The following is a 16,376-nucleotide window of genomic DNA, read 5'->3' as shown; positions in this document are numbered from 1 at the left end:
TTTCACCACTTGACGCTCCCGCTCAGGGCGGCGTACTCATCCTCCGCGTCCAGCAGATCCAGGAGGTACGTGCCGTAACCGCTCTTGACCAGTGGCTCCGCCGGCTTCTGGACTTGAGTGGCGTCGATGAACCCGGTCCGCCAGGCCGCTTCCTCCACACACCCCACCTTCAGGCCCTGGAGCTGTTCCAGTACCCGGACGAACTCGGCGGCCTCGACCAGCGACCCGAAGGTGCCCGTGTCCAGCCATGCGGTGCCCCGGTCCAGCACCGTGACCTGCAGATCGCCCTGGTCCAGATAGGCTGAATTCACTCCGGTGATTTCCAGCTCACCACGGGCACTGGGCTTCAATTCCTTAGCGATCTTCACGACTCGATTGTCGTAGAAATACAGCCCCGGAACGGCGTAACGGGACTTGGGCTTGGCCGGTTTCTCTTCGATGGAACGGACCTTGCCCTCCTCGTCGAAGTCGACCACGCCGTACGCCCTGCGGTCGGAAACCGGATAAGCGAACACCCGGGCACCCTGGACGCAGGTATTGTTCCGTAGCTGCGTTCCCAGTCCGGTGCCATGGAAAATATTGTCGCCCAGGATCAGGGCGACGGACCGCCCTCCGATGAATTCCTCGCCGAGAATGAACGCCTGAGCCAGCCCTTCGGGCTTGGGCTGGGACGCATAAGCGAGCTCGAGTCCCCATTGGGAGCCATCGCCGAGCAGTCGCTGGAAGGCCGGCTGGTCCTCCGGTGTGCTGATCATCAGGATCTCTCGAATCCCGGCCAGGATCAGCGTCGACAGCGGATAATAGACCATCGGCTTGTCATAGACAGGCATGAGTTGCTTGGACACCGCTTTGGTGATCGGCCAGAGCCGTGAGCCGGTACCACCGGCGAGAATGGTGCCGCGCATGGAGTGCCACTACCTATGATCGCCGAACTCTTGATCGCAGCCGAGCCGGGCCGGACTCGCGGTGCTGCGACGGGGGCGTGAGAACTCTCCTCACGCCCCCGTCTCCACTGCCAGGGGCTACCAGGGCCAGTCGCCGCAGAGGGCGAAGCCGTCGCACTGGCTCGGCTCGGATCGGCGGTCGTCCAGGCTGCGGAGCAGCCTCTCCAGGTAGTCGTCCGGGGACTCGGCGGCGGCCGGGCTGTCCCATGAGGCGTCCGGGCGGGCCCAGGAGGCGTCCGATTCCTCGGCGGCCTCCAGTTCTCTGGAGGCGTCCAGTTCCTTCGTCACGTCGCTCAACGCCGGGCCTTCCGTTCCGCGGAGCCGTTGGGGCTCGAATGGCGGCCCGGAAGGCCGAGCATGCAGGCCGCGGACACAACGGCCGTGCGGGTGGCGGCGATCGGCGTGACGCTGCGCACGGAGATTCCGGCGGTCGCCATCTCCGCGCCGAGCTCGTCCGGGCCCGGCAGGAAGCCCGAGCCGTTCGCAAGCCAGTCGATCGCGGAGGCGGCCTCCTCCGGCGACGGCGCGCCCGGTGCCGTACCGGGCAGGAAGTCGTGCACCACGACCGGGTCGCCTTCCGCCAGCGCCGCCCGGACCCGGCCCAGCAGCTCTGCTCGCGCGCAGGCGTCGAGCAGGTGCAGGACGTGGGACAGCAGCGCGCAGTCGTGCCCCGCCGGGACGGGGTCGCCGCGCAACTCCCATGGCTCCAGCGCGATCCGGCCGTCCAGCCCGGCGTCCGCCACCGCGCGGGCGGTGTGCTCCAGCATCTCCCGGCGGTCGTACACCGTGGCTCTGAGACGCGGATACATCCGGCACAGCAGGATGGCGTAGCCACCGCTGCCGCCCGCCAAGTCGGCCAGGTGGGCGCGGTCGCGCCACAGCGGCAGCCGGGCCAGGTGTGGTGCGCTGGCCCGGGCGCCGCGCAGCATGGCCTCGGCCAGCGCGCCCACGTAGCGGTCGCCGATCTCCGGCGGGCGGCGGTGCCCGCGCAGCGCGGCGACGATACCGGTGCCGTTCAGATGGTCTCGGGTGGCCCATCCCTCGATGCGCAGCAGGGGCAGCGCCCCGCTCGTCACCTCGGTGTGGAGGGCCTCGTCCAGCGCGAAGTGATCACCATTCCGAGTGAGAATTCCATTCCATACCAGAACGGTGAGGAAATTATATGCCATGGTCCGGTCAATCTTGGCCCGGTCGGCGATCTCGGTCGGAGTCAGCGGTTCTCGCGCGAGTTCCGTGAGCAACCCCAGCTCGTCCGCGGCTTCGATCATGGCCAGAATCTTTCTGGCACGGACCAACTCATCCAGCGTGTGAATGCCAGCCTCCCCCGTAGTCCCCCGTAACTACAGGGCAGAGTCTGTATCACATAAAAATCCATGTCAAGGTCTTGGATGTCGACTGGAGATCGACAGGAGATCGGCACCCGGCCGGACCGTTCCAGCGTTATGTCTGTGCTCCGACAAGAAAGGGCTTCCCCGGGATGCCGCCCAGCTCAGCGCCCCACTGGAATCGAAAGTTCCGCTTCCGAAAGAAGGTTCAAATCTTTGGAAAGCCAGGTCCGCGGCGCTCGACATTACCTCGATTTACGGCAGATCGAGATCGCGGGTAACGCCCACCACCGGGCGATGACCGCGCTTTCTCCGGTACCGATCCCCAACGGTTTTACGCTATCGTCGCTCCGCCAGAACATTGACTGGCCGAATCGATCGAAGGAGTATTCCGGTGAGTGTGAAGTTTCTGGGTCTTCGAACGGTTGTCTACCCGGCGCGCGACCTGGAGGCCGCCAAGCTCTGGTGGAACTCGACCCTCGGTCATGAGCCCTACTTCGACGAGCCGTTCTATGTCGGATACGACGTCGGCGGCTACGAACTCGCGCTCGACCCCGACGGCGACCCCGACGAAGGCCCGATCGTCTACTGGGGCGTGGACGACGTGTCCGACGCCGAGGCGCAGTTGCTCGCCGCGGGCTGTGAGTCCCGCTCGTCCTGCCGCGAGGTCGGCGGCGGCATCGAGGTCGCGGTCATGCGCAACCCCACCGGCGATCTGATCGGCCTCATCCACAACCCGCACTTCCAGGTCGCGTGACCGCACCCCGGGCCGGGCGTCAGCCGCAGGTGACCGGGCGGCGGGTGCCGCGCCGCCCGGCCCCGGCGTCGCACGGCCCGGGGCGGCGGGTCAGACCCGCGAACTGACGGTCATACGAGGGATCTCGCGGGCGAACGCTCCCAGCCGCTCCAGCCCCTCCGCGACCACCGCCGGGTCGGTCGCGTACGTGATGCGGACATGTCCGGGCGCGCCGAATGCGGTCCCGGGGACAAGGCCGACACCGGTGGCTTCCAGGAGCCGGTCGCAGAAGTCGTCGGCCGTGGCCAGTGGCCGTCCGCCGTGGCCGCCGCCGAGGAGGCGGGAGATATCCGGGAAGAGGTAGAACGCCCCGGTCGGCAGCAGGCATTCGATGCCGTCGATCGCGGTCAGCTTCGCATGGGCGGTGTCGCGCCGCTCGCGATACCCGGCCAGCCGCCGCCACGGCACGTCGTCGAGCGCGCCGAGCGCCGCGTGCTGCGCGACGGCGGTCACGTTCGAGGTGCACTGGCTCTGGATGCGCCGGACGAGGGCGCTGATCGCGGGGGACGCCACCGTGTAACCGACCCGCCAGCCCGTCATCGCGCACGACTTGGACACCCCGTTGACCAGCACGGTGCGCTCCCGGAGGGCGGGGAACGCCGTCATGCTGGGCGCGGTGCCCTCCTCGTAGAAGAAGTGCTCGTAGATGAGGTCCTCGACCACGTACAGGTCGTACCGCTCGACGACCGCGGCGAGTTCGGCCAGCTCCCGCTCGGTGTAGGTCGCGCCGGTCGGGTTGCCGGGGCTGTTGAGGACGACGGCCTTGGTGCGCGCGGTGACGGCCTCCTCGAGCCGTGCGGCGGTGAGCTTGTACGCGGTGTCGGCGTGGGTGGGCACGATCACGGGAGTCGCGCCGACCGCCCGCACCTGCTCGGGGTAGGTCACCCAGTAGGGAGCCGGGACGACCACCTCGTCGCCCTCCTCGCACAGCACGAAGAACGCGTTGTACAGCGCGTGCTTGGCCCCGGCCGACACCACGATCTGGTCCGGCCCGACGTCCAGGCCGTTCTGCTCGTGGAGCTTGCGCTGGATGCGGGCGCGCAACTCGGGCAGGCCGGCGACATCGGTGTAGCGGTCGACACCGGCCGCGAGGGCGTGCAGCGCGGCGGTGCGGCCGCCCTCCGGCATGGCGAAGTCGGGCTCTCCGACGCAGAGGTTCAGCACCCGCTCGCCCGCGCGTGCGCGTTCGTTGAGCCGTGCGTTCAGCGACAGGGTGGGAGACGGGCGGATGGCTGTGGCGTGACGGGACAGGGCCTTCATGCTGACCTCTCGGCGGTGGGCGATGACCGGATGCGGGTGCGGAGCGCCGCGGGTCGCATGCGGCTCCCGACACCGCCGGCCGGGCGGCTGCCGCCCGGCCCAACTCAGACCATAAGATTCGATGACTATAGTGATTGTCAACGTTTGTTCGGTTTGCCGCGGAAGATTATCCGGGACCGCCGGGAGGGGTCCCGACGGCAGACCCAGGCACCCCTCCCCGGCCTTGACTTTAGTTAATCAAGGGGCCTAGAGTCGCCACATCCGCCTGCCAGCGTCGTCGGTGTTTCGGAAGGCGGCCTCTCGATGTCCGCCAAGGTGCAGGGGGGATGCGGGCGTGTCGGAACAGGAATCGGGGGCGGCGGCCGCTTCGGCCGGCCCGTTCCCCTCAATCGGCTCGGAGCGGGACCCCGAGGCGACCGCCGAGGCGCTCGCGGACGCGGTCGCCGCCGGCTGGTCCTGCGTCGTTACCGTAGGTGTCCCGCTCTGCTCGGATGGGACCAACGCCTGGTTCGGGTCGGGGATCTACGACCCCTTCAGCGAGCGCACACTGCTCACGCCGCCCGAGGGACTCAGCGCGGAGGGAGAATCCGATCTGCGCTTCGCGCAGGCCGTTGCCGAACGGCTGCATGCGCTGCCGACAGCCGGTCCGGGGTCGGTGACCTTCTCTCTGTCGATCTTCGACGGCAAGATGGTCCACGGCATCGGGCGCGCGGCGGCGCGGCGCATGCACTCCAAAATCACCGGAAACCCCGAGGAGTTCCTGCCTCCCGCCGCGCTGGCCCTGTATCACGCGGTGGGCGGGCGGCTCGCGTTCGACTTCTCCCTGGACTACCGCAAGCTCGGCGACCGATTCGTGGATCGGCTGCGCGGTGAGGTGCGTCCGGTGATTCCGTCCGTGCCCACGGGGCGGCTGATCGATCTGTTCCTCGGGACGGGCTGTGTCCCGCTCCGCCGTGTGGACACCTCGCAGCCCACCTCCGGGATGGGCCAGGTGCTCTGCGCGACGCCGAACACCCTCTCGGTCGGCCAGCACATCGCCGACCTCTCGCCGCTCGACGGGCGCGGCCGCATCCAGACCGGCCCGGAGGCCGTCCCGCTGACCAATGAGAACGGCGCCTATATATGTGAGGTGACCGCGATCGGGCGGCTGCTGGCGATGCTCGCCCACGCTCCCGCCCCCGCGGACGGCGGCGGCGTTCTCACGCTCAGCGTCCTCAACACCCGCGACCCGGGAAACCACAAGATCCACCGGATGAGCTGGTCGGCGGGCGAACTGGTCACGGCGCTACTGCCCTATCTCCAGCCGGATTCCTGGTCGCGCCGGCCTCTGGTGCACTGGGCCTCGGTGACGGACGGCGAGTCCTCCGCGGCCATCGGCTCCTCCTCCGACACCCTGGCGCGTCAGGGTTTCCTGGCCGACGTCAGGGCGCGGATCCAGCGGTCGTCCTCGCCGCGCCGCCGCGAGGAAATCATCGCGGGTGAGCTGGAGCGCATCCGGATGCGGGTGCAGAACGCCGACCCCGCCAAGGCTCCCCTGCTGTTCCTCTACGGTCCGGGTGACTACGACAGCCACCGGGCCTCCGGCCTGCCCGCACCGGACGGCACGAGCGCGGCGTCCGACGGAGTGAACCACCAGGCGCCTGACACCGCGCTCTCACAGAGCTGCTTCCTGAACTGATCAGGCGGCCAGTTCCGCTCAGGCGACGAGTTCCGCTCAGGGGACGAGTTCGGCTCAGGGGACGAGTTCGGCGATGATCCGGGCGGCGGCTTCCGGCCGGTATTCGCGGCGAAGCCGGCCGGCGACGTCCTTCGCGGCCAGCCGGTAGCTGTCGTCCGTGAGCAGGCGCTGGAGTTCCTCCCTGAGAGCAGGTACGGACGCATCGAGTCGAAGGTGACGGCCCGCGCCCAAATCCGCTGCCCGGCACGCGTTGTTGAACGCGTCCTGCTCAAAGGGGATCACCAGCATAGGGGCCCCAAAGGCCAGGCCCCGTACGAAGGTGCCATGACCGCCGAGCGTCACCAGGACAGAGCTTTCAGGGAGCATTGCGCGGCAGTTCTGCATCAGGGACGACTCCGCCGATGGAGTGGAATGCGGCGTCGATTCCCTCGGCGGCCTCCAGGAGCGAACGCACCAACTCGGGCTGAGCGGAATGCGGTGTGGTCGACAGGCTGATCAGAGAACGGCGAGTATCGCCCATATCACCCGCCCGCTCTTGTGGTGGCACGAAGCCCGGACACACGTAATGGACGCGCTCGGGAACCGCGTCCGCCGCCGGGTCCACCGTGGGAAAGGTCGCCACCATGCACCGGTCCGCCCGCGAGTACTGGTCCCCTGCGGCACTCAGTGGCGCCAGCCCCCAGGGGACACGCACATCGTTCAAGGCCGGAAGCGCCTTCTTGGTCATGCGTTCGAACAGCGGAACGAAGGGCCCGTTGCGCATCGTCTCGCGCGAGGGTTCGCCGACGGACATCGGATAGATCGCGTTCTTGGCTTCCTCCCTCTCCTGAAGGAGGGGGATTCCTACGGCTCGCGCCGTGGGGTTTCCTGTTTCATCGCCGACTGCCCGCCCGGAGAGCTCCGTTGAGGTCTTACACCGGCTCCACAGGCCGACACCGCCAGCCCGGCGGCCAAAATGTTCCGCGCCGCGTTCACGTCGCGGTCATGGGTGACGCCACAACTGCCGCAGGTCCAGGTGCGGACGCTGAGCGGCATCTTGTCCTGCAGGGTTCCGCAGTGCGAGCACAGCTTGGAGGAGGGGAACCAGCGGTCGACCGCGATCACCTCACGGCCGTACCACTGGGCCTTGTACTCCAGCATGCTCCGGAACGCAGACCAGGCCGCGTCCGAGATGGCACGGGCCAGTCTGCCGTTCTTCAACAGGTTCCGAACGGTGAGGTCCTCGATCACGATCGTTTGGTTGTCACGAACGAGCCGAGTAGTGAGCCTGTGCAGGGTGTCGCGTCGCCGGTCGGCGATCCGGGCGTGAACGCGGGCGACTCTCCGGCGGGCCTTGGCCCGGTTGGCTCCCTCCCCCTTGGCCTTACGGGCCAGTTCCCGCGGCGCCTTGGCCAGCTTGGGAGTGAACGCCGGTCCGCCCTGACGGCGAACCGGCTTGTATCTGATCGACAATCTCCCGGTGTATCTCCGCCGCCATCAGCTCGCGGATCTGCTGACCATGGACGCGCTGTACGGATGCTCCCCGAGATCCCCGGCGTGATCATGGAGTTCGGTGTCCTGCACGGACGCCATCTCGCCACCCTCACCGCGCTGCGCGGCCTGTACGAGCCGTACAACTCCTACCGCCGGATCATCGGATTCGACACCTTCACCGGATTTCCCGACCTCTCCGAGATCGACCAGGTGAGCCCGAGCGCGGCCATCGGCAGGTTCGCCGTCCCCGAGAACGAGGTGGACCACCTGCGTGAGGTGCTCGCCGCACACGAGGCGGGCGACCCCATTCCACATGTCCAGCGGACCTTCGTGGTCCAGGGAGACGTCCGGGAAACGGTCCCGCGTTATCTGGCGGAAAATCCGGAGACGGTCATCGGGATGGCCTTCTTCGATCTCGACCTGTACGAGCCGACGCGTGAGGTGCTCCAGGCGATCCGTCCCCATCTCGCCAAGGGCAGCATCGTGGCCTTCGACGAACTCGGGCATCCCCGGTGGCCCGGGGTGACCGCCGCGATCCGCGAGACCCTCGGCCTCGACCATATGACGCTGCGGCAGCTCCCCTTCCGCGAGCAACCCGTGATCTACCTGAAGTGGGGCGAGTGAGCCCGAAGCGCCGGGCGGGGCGAACGGACGGTCAGACCGGGCGCAGCCGACGGGGCAGCGACGCCACCACGATCTCGTAGGACTGCCCGAGCAGTTCGCGCACCTCTTCGGCCTCCAGGCCCCCGTTCAGCAGCACGGTGACCCAGTGTCGCTTGTTGAGGTGGTAGCCGGGCAGCACGGTGTCCGGGTGCTGGGCGCGCATCGCGAGGACCTCGTCGGGCGGCAGCTTCACGCTGACGCGAGGCGGTACCGCGCCCTCGCTGAGGAGGGCGAAGATCTTGCCGCCGACGCGGTAGACGGCCGGCGAATCGCCGAAGGGGAAGTCCTCGGCCGCGCCGGGCAGGGCGAGGCAGTGCGCGGTGACGTCGTCGGGTTTCACGGTGCGAGCCTATCCACCGGCGGTGGCACCGGACGGCTATCGCGGCCGGACGCCGACGGCGATGAGGCTGCTGGCGTCGAGGTGGGAGTGGCCGGCGGCCGCCATGTCGGCGTGCAGCCGGTCCCGGACGCGGCCGAGCTGTTGTTCGTCCATGCCGAGCACGAAGCGGCGGGGCGCGGCGCCGAGCAGGAACATCCAGGCGTCGTCGCCGAGCAGCGGGACGCGGTAGTCGACCCGGTGCACCGCGACGTCCACGAGGCCGAACGAGCGCAGCCAGGCGGCGAGCCCATCGGCCGAGTCCACTCGGGTGCGCGGGTCGGGGGCGGTCGGCGGTGCGGGCAGCGGGCGGACCGCGGAGGCGGCCTCGCGTGCGCGGCGGACCATGCTGTCCATCCCGCCACCGACCCAGGTGCTGAGGGCTATCCGGCCGCCGGGGCGCAGCAGATCCACCAGGTGCCGGGTCCCGGCGTCCATGTCGGGGAAGAAGAACACGCCGTAGCAGCACTGGACGAGGTCGTAGGGGGCATCCGCGCGCCATGCGGTGACATCGCCACGGTGGAACCGCAGATGGGCGAGCCCTAGCCGGTCCGCCTCGGCCCGGCCCTGGTCCAACAGGGCGCCGGCCATGTCGACGGCGTCGACATGGCCGGCGGCACCAACGGCGCGGGCGGCGGGCAGGGCCGACGCGCCGGAGCCGCAGCAGGCGTCCAGGACCCGCTCTCCCGCGCGGGGCCGGGAGACGCCGGTGGCGAGCGCCCCCAGCGGCCCCCACAGCCGCGAATACCAGGAGGCGAACTCGCGGCGGGTCTGGCTGAACAGCGCGCCCACCGGGAGGGTGGGCACGGCGGATATCACGGTCATGGTGTCTTCGAGTCCTTCCAATTCCACCAACGGAGCTTCTCCGGCTCCCTGCCGCCCTCGGCGTAGTAGACGGCGCACCGGAAGACGTAGAGCATGCAGCGGTCCACATAGGCCCCCTGTTCGAGCATCAGCCGGTCGTACAGTTCCTCGGGGTCCTGCCCGACGAGTTCCTCGACGCGGTGGATGCCCATGCCGTGCAGGTCGCCCTCGACGGCCTTGCCGACGCCGGGGATCTGCCTCAGGTCGCTCTCCATAGGGCTGCTCCTCACTCTCCCAACGCGCGGTCGCGCATCGCGAGGGACAGTACGAGAGCCAGCAGCAGAACGGGCACCGCGATGAAGAAGACGGTGCCCAGCGAGTCGGCGTACGCCTCGGTGAAGCCGTGCCGCAGGTCGCCGGGGAGCTTGTCGAGCGCGTCGGCGGTCAGGTTCGTCATGGACTGGGCGCTGTCCCCGGGCACGTGCCGGGGCAGTTCGGTGGCCAGCCGCGCCGAGAACACCGCGCCGAACGCCGAGATCCCGAAGGAGGCCCCGACCAGCCGCGCGTAGGTGACCGTCGCGGTCACCGCACCGATCTGGGCGGGCGGTGCGCAGCTCTGCACGGCCACCATGAACACCTGCATCGACAGGCCGGAGCCGACGCCGAGCAGCACCGAGTAGGCCACCACGAGCGGCCAGGGCGTGTCCGCGTCCATGGTGGACAGCAGATACGACGCGAGCGCCGCGACGGCCATGCTGGCCACCGGGAACCAGCGGTATTTCTTGGTCTCGGCGATCCGACGGCCGACCAGAGTGGAGGCGACGAGCAGGCCGAACATCATCGGGATCAGCAGCAGACCGGAGGTTACGGCCGACGCGCCCGAGGCGGCCTGCAGAAAGAGCGGCAGGAAGTTGACGGTGGCGAGGATCGCGAACCCGGCCAGCATGGTGATCGTGTTCGACAGGACGAAGGTGGAGTTGCGGAACAGGGTGAGCGGGATCATCGGTTCGGCCGCGCGCCGCTCCACCACGATCCACGCGGGGATGAGCAGGACGATCGCGACGATCAGCGCGATACCGCGCGTGGACAGCACCGCGTCCAGGCTGCCGACGCGCCCTGCCAGCAGCGCCACGCAGACCGACAGGGCCGCCAGCAGCGCCGCACCCGGGTAGTCGATCTTCGGTCGGGCGCGGGTGGCGGCGGTCGGCAGCAGGAACGCCACCACGGCGAGGGTGACCAGGCCGAGCGGCAGATTGACGTAGAACACCCAGCGCCAGCCGATGGCGTCGGTGACGACGCCGCCGACGAGCGGGCCCGCGACGCTGGCGACGGCGAACACGCTGGTGGAATACCCGGCGTACTTGGCGCGCTCGGCGGGCTCGAACAATTGGCCGATGAGTGAGAAGGAGGCGACCACGAGCGCGCCGCCGCCGATGCCCTGGATCACCCGGAAGGCGATCAACTGGCCCATGCTCCCGGCCAGTCCGCACAGCATCGACCCGGCGATGAACACCACGACGCCGCCGAGGTACACCAGGCGGTGGCCGAACAGGTCGCCGAGCTTGCCGCCGACGATGGTGGTGATGCTGAGCGTGAGCCCGTACCCGGTGAAGACCCAGGCGAAGTGCTCGAGCCCGCCCACGTCGTGCACGACGCTCGGCAGCGCCGCGGCGACGACGGACTGGTCCAGGGTGGACAGCAGCATCCCGAGAAGGATGCCGCCGAAGACCCACAGCCGACGGCTGAGGCTTGGGGGGGCCGCCGCCGGGGCGGGCGCCGTCGTTTCAGCGGTCACAGGGCTACTCCCTTGGGGGGTTCGGCGGTCACCGGGCCGGCCCAGCGAGGGGAAGGGACCGGATCGGCGGACCGGGAGTCGAGCGGGCGGTCCTGGACGTAGGCGAGGCCCAGCCGCAGCGCGGTCTCGGCTTTGGCCAGTTCACCGCCCAGGTAGCCCGCGTGGGCGGGGTCGTCGGTGAGCCCGTGGGCGACCGCCGCGAGGGTGAGGGCGGTCCCGCTGCGGCTGCGCAGTTCGTGCCCGCTCGCCAGGTCCTCGCCGTAGTGCCGGAGCACGATCCGGCCGACCGGGCGGTCCAGGGAGATGACGAAGCAGCCGGCTCCGGCCGAGGCGATCGGACGGACCCGGCCGACCGCGGCCAGCGGCACCAACCGGGGCGTGCTGGCCGCCAGTTCCTCCCTCAGGACACCGGCCACACAGTCCGGGCCCTTCACATCGCCCGCCCCGTCCGCGTCGTCGGCGTGGCGGGGCAGGGCGTCGACGGCGGCCAGCACGGCGGCCGGGTCGTCCTGGCCGCGCAGGTCGTGGACGGCGATCCGGCGGCGGAAGGCGGCCACGACGGGCGGCCGCAGGTTGGGGAGATGGGCCCGGTGGCCGTGCGCGCCGATGATGGTGCCGTCCGGGGCGGTGCCGTGCGCGGCCAGCGCCAGCAGGCTCTGGCCGGGGTGGAACAGCCGGGAGTCGTGCCCGCACACCACCAGATGCCGGACCGCCGGGCGGGCGAGGGCGCCCCGGACGAGCTCCTCGATCCCCAGGTTGGCGGTGGCCAGCGGGGCCGCGACCGCCACCCGGGGATGTCCGGTCAGCCGCGCGGGCAGCGTGTGCGTGCGCAGCGTGCAGACCGCGACGTCGGCGGTCCGGTGGGTCACCACGTGGGGGCACCCCCGTTGTACGAGCGGGGCGCGCCGCCGGGGGTCACCGGCGGGAGGCTGGAGCTGATGGCGGTGACGTCCGCGCCGAACCGGTGCAGCCGCATCCCGACGCGGAGCTGCTCGGCGCGGATGCGGTCGATGCAGGAGCGGAAACGGGCCTCGATCTGCTCCAGTTGGCGGCGGCGCTTGGCGGGGTCCAGGCGGTCGGTCAGGACGTCGTCGAGGTTCTCCATGAAGAACTCGTGGTTCTGCCGCCCCATGTCCTGGCGGGTCTCGTGCAGGAAGTCCTTGAACCGCTCCAGGACCTCCATCGCCCCCGGAAGGGCGTGGAAGCGGCGGTAGAGCCGGGAGACGAAGGTCTGCACGACGACGTTGAACGTCTCGAACTCGAACACCGCCGACTGGTCGGTGATGACGCCGCGCTTGTGGTAGTCCTCGTCGTTGTAGAGCGAGGCGAAGTGGACGGCGAGCCGCTCGACGCGCTCATCGCTGTGGCGGTAGTCGTAGGGATCGAGAGTGTCCTCGTAGCGGTCGCCGAGCAGGCCGTCGTCCGCCAGCTTGCGGGCGATGGACGTGCCCGGGTAGACCTCCAGCCGCTCGGTGAGACGGCGCAGGTTGTGCCCGGCGTGCTCGCGCAGGAAGTCGGCGTTCTGGGTCAGGGTCTCCACCGTGGCGTAGGGGTGGAACGGAATGAACCCCATGGCCAGATAGATGCCGTGCTCGCGCAGCAGCCGGATGATGCTGATGTTGTCCTCGACGGTGGCGCGCTTCTCCCATAGCAGCAGCTCTTCGGGGACGCCGGATTCGATGCCGACGTTGACCTTCTCCAGGCCGCTGCGGACGAGCAGGTCGAGCAGGTCGTGGTCCTCGGCGGAGTCGGACCAGTTCTCGGCGCGCATGCAGACGTTGTAGTAGATGTCGAGACCGCGGTCGAGGATGCCCTCGGCGATGGCGCGGACACGTTTTTTGCCGACCCGGCCGCCGTCGGGGTCCTCGAAGGTGGAGTCGATGAAGTCGAAGGTGCGGAACCGGTGGTCGCGGACGAGCTGCTCCACCTCGTCCAGTACGTAGTCGGGGCCGACCCCGCGCCACGCCTTGCCCGCCTGGACGCGGTTGCCGAGGTTGGGGGCCGAGCAGAAGGTGCAGCGGGCGACGCAGCCGCGGCTGGTGCTGACCCGGACGTATTCGAGCTTGTTGCCGTGGGCGATGAGCTGATCGCGGACCGGGTACGGCAGCACCTCCAGGTTGTGGACGAGCGGGCGGGCCGGGTTCTGCCGGTATCCGCCGTCGGCGTCGCGGTATCCGATGCCGGGGCAGCCGGCGATGTCCTCGCCGAGGGCGAGCCGCTGGGCGAGGTCCAGGATGATGGGCTCGCCCTCGCCGACCGCGACGATGTCGGCGTGCGGGTTGACCCGCAGCACATCGGTGCCGGTGAACGTCCCGGCGGGGCCGCCGCAGGCGATGACCACCTCGGGCATCTCCTTGCGCAGGGCCGCGCAGAACTCCACGCAGCTCGGCACGTTCAGGCTCATCAGCGTGAAGCACACCAGGCCGGGGGCGTAGGCCGCGATGGCGTCCACGACCTCCTGGTGGCGGCCGTGCTCGGCCTCGCGGATCTCGCAGGAGAAGCCCGCCGCGCGCAGCGTCGCGGCCATATAGGCGACGCCGAGGTGCTCGGGGGACATCACCAGGTCGCCGTCGAGCAGGATCACGAAGCTGACCCGGAACGCGGCCGGGTCGGTGATCCTCGCGTCGAGCGCTATCTCGAAGTGTCCCGGCTTCTCCCGGGGTGCGAGCCCGAGCTCTTTCCCAGACGTCACCATCGGATGTCCTCCTCGTTCCCAGGCCGCATGACCCGCACGTCGGTGCCCTCGGTTCCGGGTGGCGGGTCGATGCCCAGGGAGGCCAGGACGGTCGGCGCCACGTCTCGCATGTGCAGGGGGTCGGTGCCCTGGTCGCCCCGGCACCAGAAGGTGGCGTCCGGGCGGGTGTGGGTGCCGGTCAGCGGGGCGTCCCCGGTGATCTGGTCGGTGGCCCACGCGCCCCGGATCTGTACGCCGGGGGCGGGCATCACGACCAGGTCGGGGGCGTCGTCCGCGTACGGCCCGGCGTAGGTCTTCGGCCCGGAGAGCACCTCGGAGACGACGGGGGTGCCGGGGCCGCCCTCGGCGATCCGGCCGTCCTCGGTGAGCCGCAGGGCGAGCAGCCGCGCGGTGAGTTCGCCGGGGTCGGTGTGGGGCCCGCCGCGGGGGAAGCGGTCGGCGGTGTTGAGGTAGATACGGCCGGGGTCGAGCGCGAACGCCCGGGTGCGCTCGTCGATCTCCTCCAGGGACTCGGCGCCGGGCGGCAGCGCGAGATACCCGGCCCGCCGCAGCCAGGCGTTCAGATAGAACTGCGTATGCGCCGGGCCGAAGCCGTGGTCGCTGGCGAGGAACAGCGCGCCGTCCCCGGCGCGGTCGGCCAGCTCCGCCACGGCCTCGTCGACCCTTCGGTAGAAGTCGAGGACGCGCCCGTGGAGCCGGGCGGCGGGGTCGGTGAGCGAACTCCACAGGAAGTGGTGGACGCGGTCGGTTTCGGTGATGACGCACACCGCCAGGTCCCAGCCGCCGGACAGGACGTGGGCGAAGGCGGCGCGGCGGGCGGCGAGGGCGGCCTCCGCCCGGTCCAGGAACCCGTCCGGGTCGGCGGCCACCTCGCCGACCTCGACATCGAGCTGGTAGCCCAGGGCGCGCAGCGGCCCGCGCAGCCCGGGCGGGTACACGGCCCGGTCGAAGTCGGGGGCCACGAAGCCGGACACCAGCGTGCCGCGCAGCGGCGGCGCGGGGTAGGTGCTCGGCACGTTCATGATCACGCTGCGGCCGCCGTCGCGGTCGACCGCCTCCCACAGCGGCGGGGCCTTCAGATCGCCGTAGCCCGGGAAGTACGTGCGGTAGGTGCCGGGCCGCAGGTCCACGAAGCCGTAGATGCCGTGGGTGCCCGGGTCGGTCCCGGTCAGGAAGCTGGCCCAGGACGTGGAGCTGATCTCCGGGACGGGCGCGCTCATCGCGCGCAAGCTCCCCTGCGGAAGCAGGCCCGCGGTCTTCGGCATGACGCCCTGGTCGGCCAGGTCGCGCAGCAGCCAGTACGGGACGCCGTCCAGCCCGATCACCATCGCGCTCATCGCCGGCCCTCCCCCGCGATCTCGTCCACGATGCCCAGGCCGAGGATGCGGACGGAGCCGTCGGTGAGCATGAAGCGGCCCAGCGGCGCGCACACCCGTACCTCGTCGCCGTCGGCGGGCCGGTCGAGCAGCACGGTCAGCTCGGCGACCTCGCTGAACCGCACCGGGCCCCGGTCGGTCGCGGCCGGGGCGCGCCGGGCACTGTCCCAGTGACGCTCCACCCGGGCGATGCGGCCGGTCAGGTCGGCGCCGGCCCGGCGCAGCGTGCACCGGGCGCCCTCGGCGAACCCGTCCTCGGCGGTGCACAGCACGCGGACCCGCCACCGGTCGCCGCGCAGCGGCCGCCGGTCGGGGGGCGCGAGCAGGGTGCCCGGCGCACAGGGCGGCCCGGAAAGCACCAGCCCGATGTTGTCGCCCGTGGCGGCCGACTCCTGGGGCGGCTCCCCGAAGCGCTCGATGCGCAGGGCGGTGCGGGCGTCCTCGCCGGGTGCGACGAGCCGGTCCCCGGTGCGCAGTTCACCGCTGAGCACGCGGGCCAGCACCCGGCCTTCGACGACGTCCTGGGCCTCGACCCGCAGCGGCGCGCCGCCATCGCCCCAGGGGGTCAGGTCGGCGAGCGTGTCGAGCAGGGGACGGCCCGCGTACCAGGGCAGCCGGGTGCCGGCGGCGGTGACGTTGTCGCCGGTCATCGCGCTGACCGGGACGGCGGCCACCAGCGTCAGGCCGATCTCGTCGGCGAGCGCGGCCACCTGCCGGGCAGCGGTGTGGAACTCCGCTTCCGCCCAGTCGGCGAGATCCATCTTGGTGATGGCGCAGACGACGGCGGTGACGCCCATCATCGCCAGGACCCGCATATGCCGCCGGGTCTGCTCGGCGGCGCGCTCGCGGCAGTCCACCACGATCACGGCGGCCTCCGCACGGGACGCCCCGGTCGCCATGTTGACGAGCAGTTCGGCGTGGCCGGGCACGTCGATCAGCACGTACCGGCGGCTTCCGGTCTCCAGGACGGCGCTGGCGGTGTCGAGGGTGAACAGGTCGGCGCGCTCCTCGGTCAGCCCGTCGAGCAGGAACGCCAGCCCGCCGTCCGCGACGGGCACCTCCAGCCGGTCGGTCGTGACGCTGCCGGTGTCCAGCAGGAGCCGGCCGAGCAAGGTGGACTTGCCGTGGTCCACCTCCCCCACGAACGCCACGCGCAGGGTGTCGGCGTCACGGGCGGTGGCTGCGGGGGTC

General features: G+C 70.5%; 17 protein-coding genes and 1 pseudogene. 3 read left to right on the top strand and 15 right to left on the bottom strand.

Translation table 11 applies throughout. The annotated features are described in order from the left end of the window. Positions 1-2: 2 nt before the first annotated feature. From rfbA to CGL27_RS39535, 3 genes are all read right to left on the bottom strand, one after another. The gene (gene rfbA, locus CGL27_RS39545) at positions 3-905 is read right to left on the bottom strand and encodes a glucose-1-phosphate thymidylyltransferase RfbA (RefSeq protein WP_119992382.1); all 903 of its coding nucleotides are present in this window, start codon (positions 903-905) and stop codon (positions 3-5) included. Between the two features lie 117 nt (positions 906-1,022). Beyond that, the gene (locus tag CGL27_RS39540; RefSeq protein ID WP_078639771.1) at positions 1,023-1,241 is read right to left on the bottom strand and encodes a hypothetical protein; all 219 of its coding nucleotides are present in this window, start codon (positions 1,239-1,241) and stop codon (positions 1,023-1,025) included. Next, positions 1,238-2,212, bottom strand: a complete 975-nt coding sequence (locus tag CGL27_RS39535) for a methyltransferase (RefSeq protein WP_119992381.1) — start codon at positions 2,210-2,212, stop codon at positions 1,238-1,240. The genes CGL27_RS39540 and CGL27_RS39535 overlap by 4 nt, the downstream gene beginning before the upstream one ends. A 451-nt stretch (positions 2,213-2,663) precedes the next feature. On the opposite strand from CGL27_RS39535, the gene CGL27_RS39530 reads away from it, so the two are divergent. Further along, positions 2,664-3,026, top strand: a complete 363-nt coding sequence (locus CGL27_RS39530) for a VOC family protein (protein ID WP_119992380.1) — start codon at positions 2,664-2,666, stop codon at positions 3,024-3,026. A gap of 90 nt (positions 3,027-3,116) precedes the next feature. Here the strand turns inward: CGL27_RS39530 and CGL27_RS39525 are convergent, their stop codons facing one another. Then, a complete protein-coding gene (locus CGL27_RS39525) occupies positions 3,117-4,325 on the bottom strand; it encodes a pyridoxal phosphate-dependent aminotransferase (RefSeq protein ID WP_119992379.1) in 1,209 nt (402 codons plus the stop codon). Positions 4,326-4,659: 334 nt separating this feature from the next. Between CGL27_RS39525 and CGL27_RS39520 the strand changes: the two genes are divergently transcribed. Continuing rightward, entirely contained in the window at positions 4,660-6,003 is a 1,344-nt protein-coding gene (locus tag CGL27_RS39520) for a hypothetical protein (protein ID WP_119992378.1), read from the top strand. Between the two features lie 54 nt (positions 6,004-6,057). Here CGL27_RS39520 and CGL27_RS39515 read toward each other — a convergent pair whose 3' ends face one another. The 3 genes and pseudogenes from CGL27_RS39515 to CGL27_RS39505 form a co-directional block, all read right to left on the bottom strand. Continuing rightward, positions 6,058-6,369: a nucleotide disphospho-sugar-binding domain-containing protein gene (locus CGL27_RS39515; RefSeq protein ID WP_240451045.1), complete on the bottom strand. Its 312-nt coding sequence runs from the start codon at positions 6,367-6,369 to the stop codon at positions 6,058-6,060. Further along, positions 6,359-6,796, bottom strand: a complete 438-nt coding sequence (locus CGL27_RS39510; protein ID WP_119992376.1) for a hypothetical protein — start codon at positions 6,794-6,796, stop codon at positions 6,359-6,361. Before CGL27_RS39510 ends, CGL27_RS39515 begins: the two co-directional genes overlap by 11 nt. 50 nt (positions 6,797-6,846) lie before the next feature. Next, positions 6,847-7,401: pseudogene (locus CGL27_RS39505) on the bottom strand (RNA-guided endonuclease TnpB family protein); the annotation flags it as partial. 117 nt (positions 7,402-7,518) lie between these two features. Between CGL27_RS39505 and CGL27_RS39500 the strand changes: the two are divergent. Then, on the top strand, positions 7,519-8,100 hold the full coding sequence (locus CGL27_RS39500; RefSeq protein ID WP_346345762.1) for a class I SAM-dependent methyltransferase: 582 nt from the start codon (positions 7,519-7,521) through the stop codon (positions 8,098-8,100). Between the two features lie 31 nt (positions 8,101-8,131). Here the strand turns inward: CGL27_RS39500 and CGL27_RS39495 are convergent, their stop codons facing one another. The 8 genes from CGL27_RS39495 to CGL27_RS39460 are packed head-to-tail and all read right to left on the bottom strand — an operon-like array spanning position 8,132 to position 16,336. Continuing rightward, positions 8,132-8,479: an MmcQ/YjbR family DNA-binding protein gene (locus tag CGL27_RS39495; protein WP_119992375.1), complete on the bottom strand. Its 348-nt coding sequence runs from the start codon at positions 8,477-8,479 to the stop codon at positions 8,132-8,134. Positions 8,480-8,515: 36 nt separating this feature from the next. After that, positions 8,516-9,340, bottom strand: coding sequence for a class I SAM-dependent methyltransferase (locus CGL27_RS39490; RefSeq protein WP_119992374.1), 825 nt, complete (start codon positions 9,338-9,340; stop codon positions 8,516-8,518). Beyond that, positions 9,337-9,594, bottom strand: a complete 258-nt coding sequence (locus tag CGL27_RS39485; protein ID WP_059145788.1) for a helix-hairpin-helix domain-containing protein — start codon at positions 9,592-9,594, stop codon at positions 9,337-9,339. Before CGL27_RS39485 ends, CGL27_RS39490 begins: the two co-directional genes overlap by 4 nt. Before the next feature lie 11 nt (positions 9,595-9,605). Then, positions 9,606-11,114 carry an MDR family MFS transporter gene (locus tag CGL27_RS39480; protein ID WP_119992373.1) on the bottom strand — a complete coding sequence of 503 codons (1,509 nt, stop codon included), beginning with the start codon at positions 11,112-11,114 and terminating at the stop codon, positions 9,606-9,608. Further along, complete coding sequence (locus CGL27_RS39475) at positions 11,111-11,983, bottom strand: hypothetical protein (RefSeq protein WP_162953173.1); 873 nt, start codon at positions 11,981-11,983, stop codon at positions 11,111-11,113. Before CGL27_RS39475 ends, CGL27_RS39480 begins: the two co-directional genes overlap by 4 nt. Then, positions 11,980-13,806, bottom strand: a complete 1,827-nt coding sequence (locus tag CGL27_RS39470) for a radical SAM protein (RefSeq protein WP_162953172.1) — start codon at positions 13,804-13,806, stop codon at positions 11,980-11,982. The genes CGL27_RS39475 and CGL27_RS39470 overlap by 4 nt, the downstream gene beginning before the upstream one ends. Further along, complete coding sequence (locus CGL27_RS39465; protein ID WP_119992370.1) at positions 13,803-15,146, bottom strand: alkaline phosphatase family protein; 1,344 nt, start codon at positions 15,144-15,146, stop codon at positions 13,803-13,805. The genes CGL27_RS39470 and CGL27_RS39465 overlap by 4 nt, the downstream gene beginning before the upstream one ends. Further along, the gene (locus CGL27_RS39460; RefSeq protein WP_162953171.1) at positions 15,143-16,336 is read right to left on the bottom strand and encodes a GTP-binding protein; all 1,194 of its coding nucleotides are present in this window, start codon (positions 16,334-16,336) and stop codon (positions 15,143-15,145) included. Before CGL27_RS39460 ends, CGL27_RS39465 begins: the two co-directional genes overlap by 4 nt. Positions 16,337-16,376 lie beyond the last annotated feature (40 nt).

It is taken from the genome of Streptomyces sp. 11-1-2 (genome assembly GCF_003595545.1).
Taxonomy (GTDB): Bacteria; Actinomycetota; Actinomycetes; order Streptomycetales; family Streptomycetaceae; genus Streptomyces; species Streptomyces hygroscopicus_B.
This window is presented reverse-complemented; position numbering and strand designations above follow the sequence as displayed.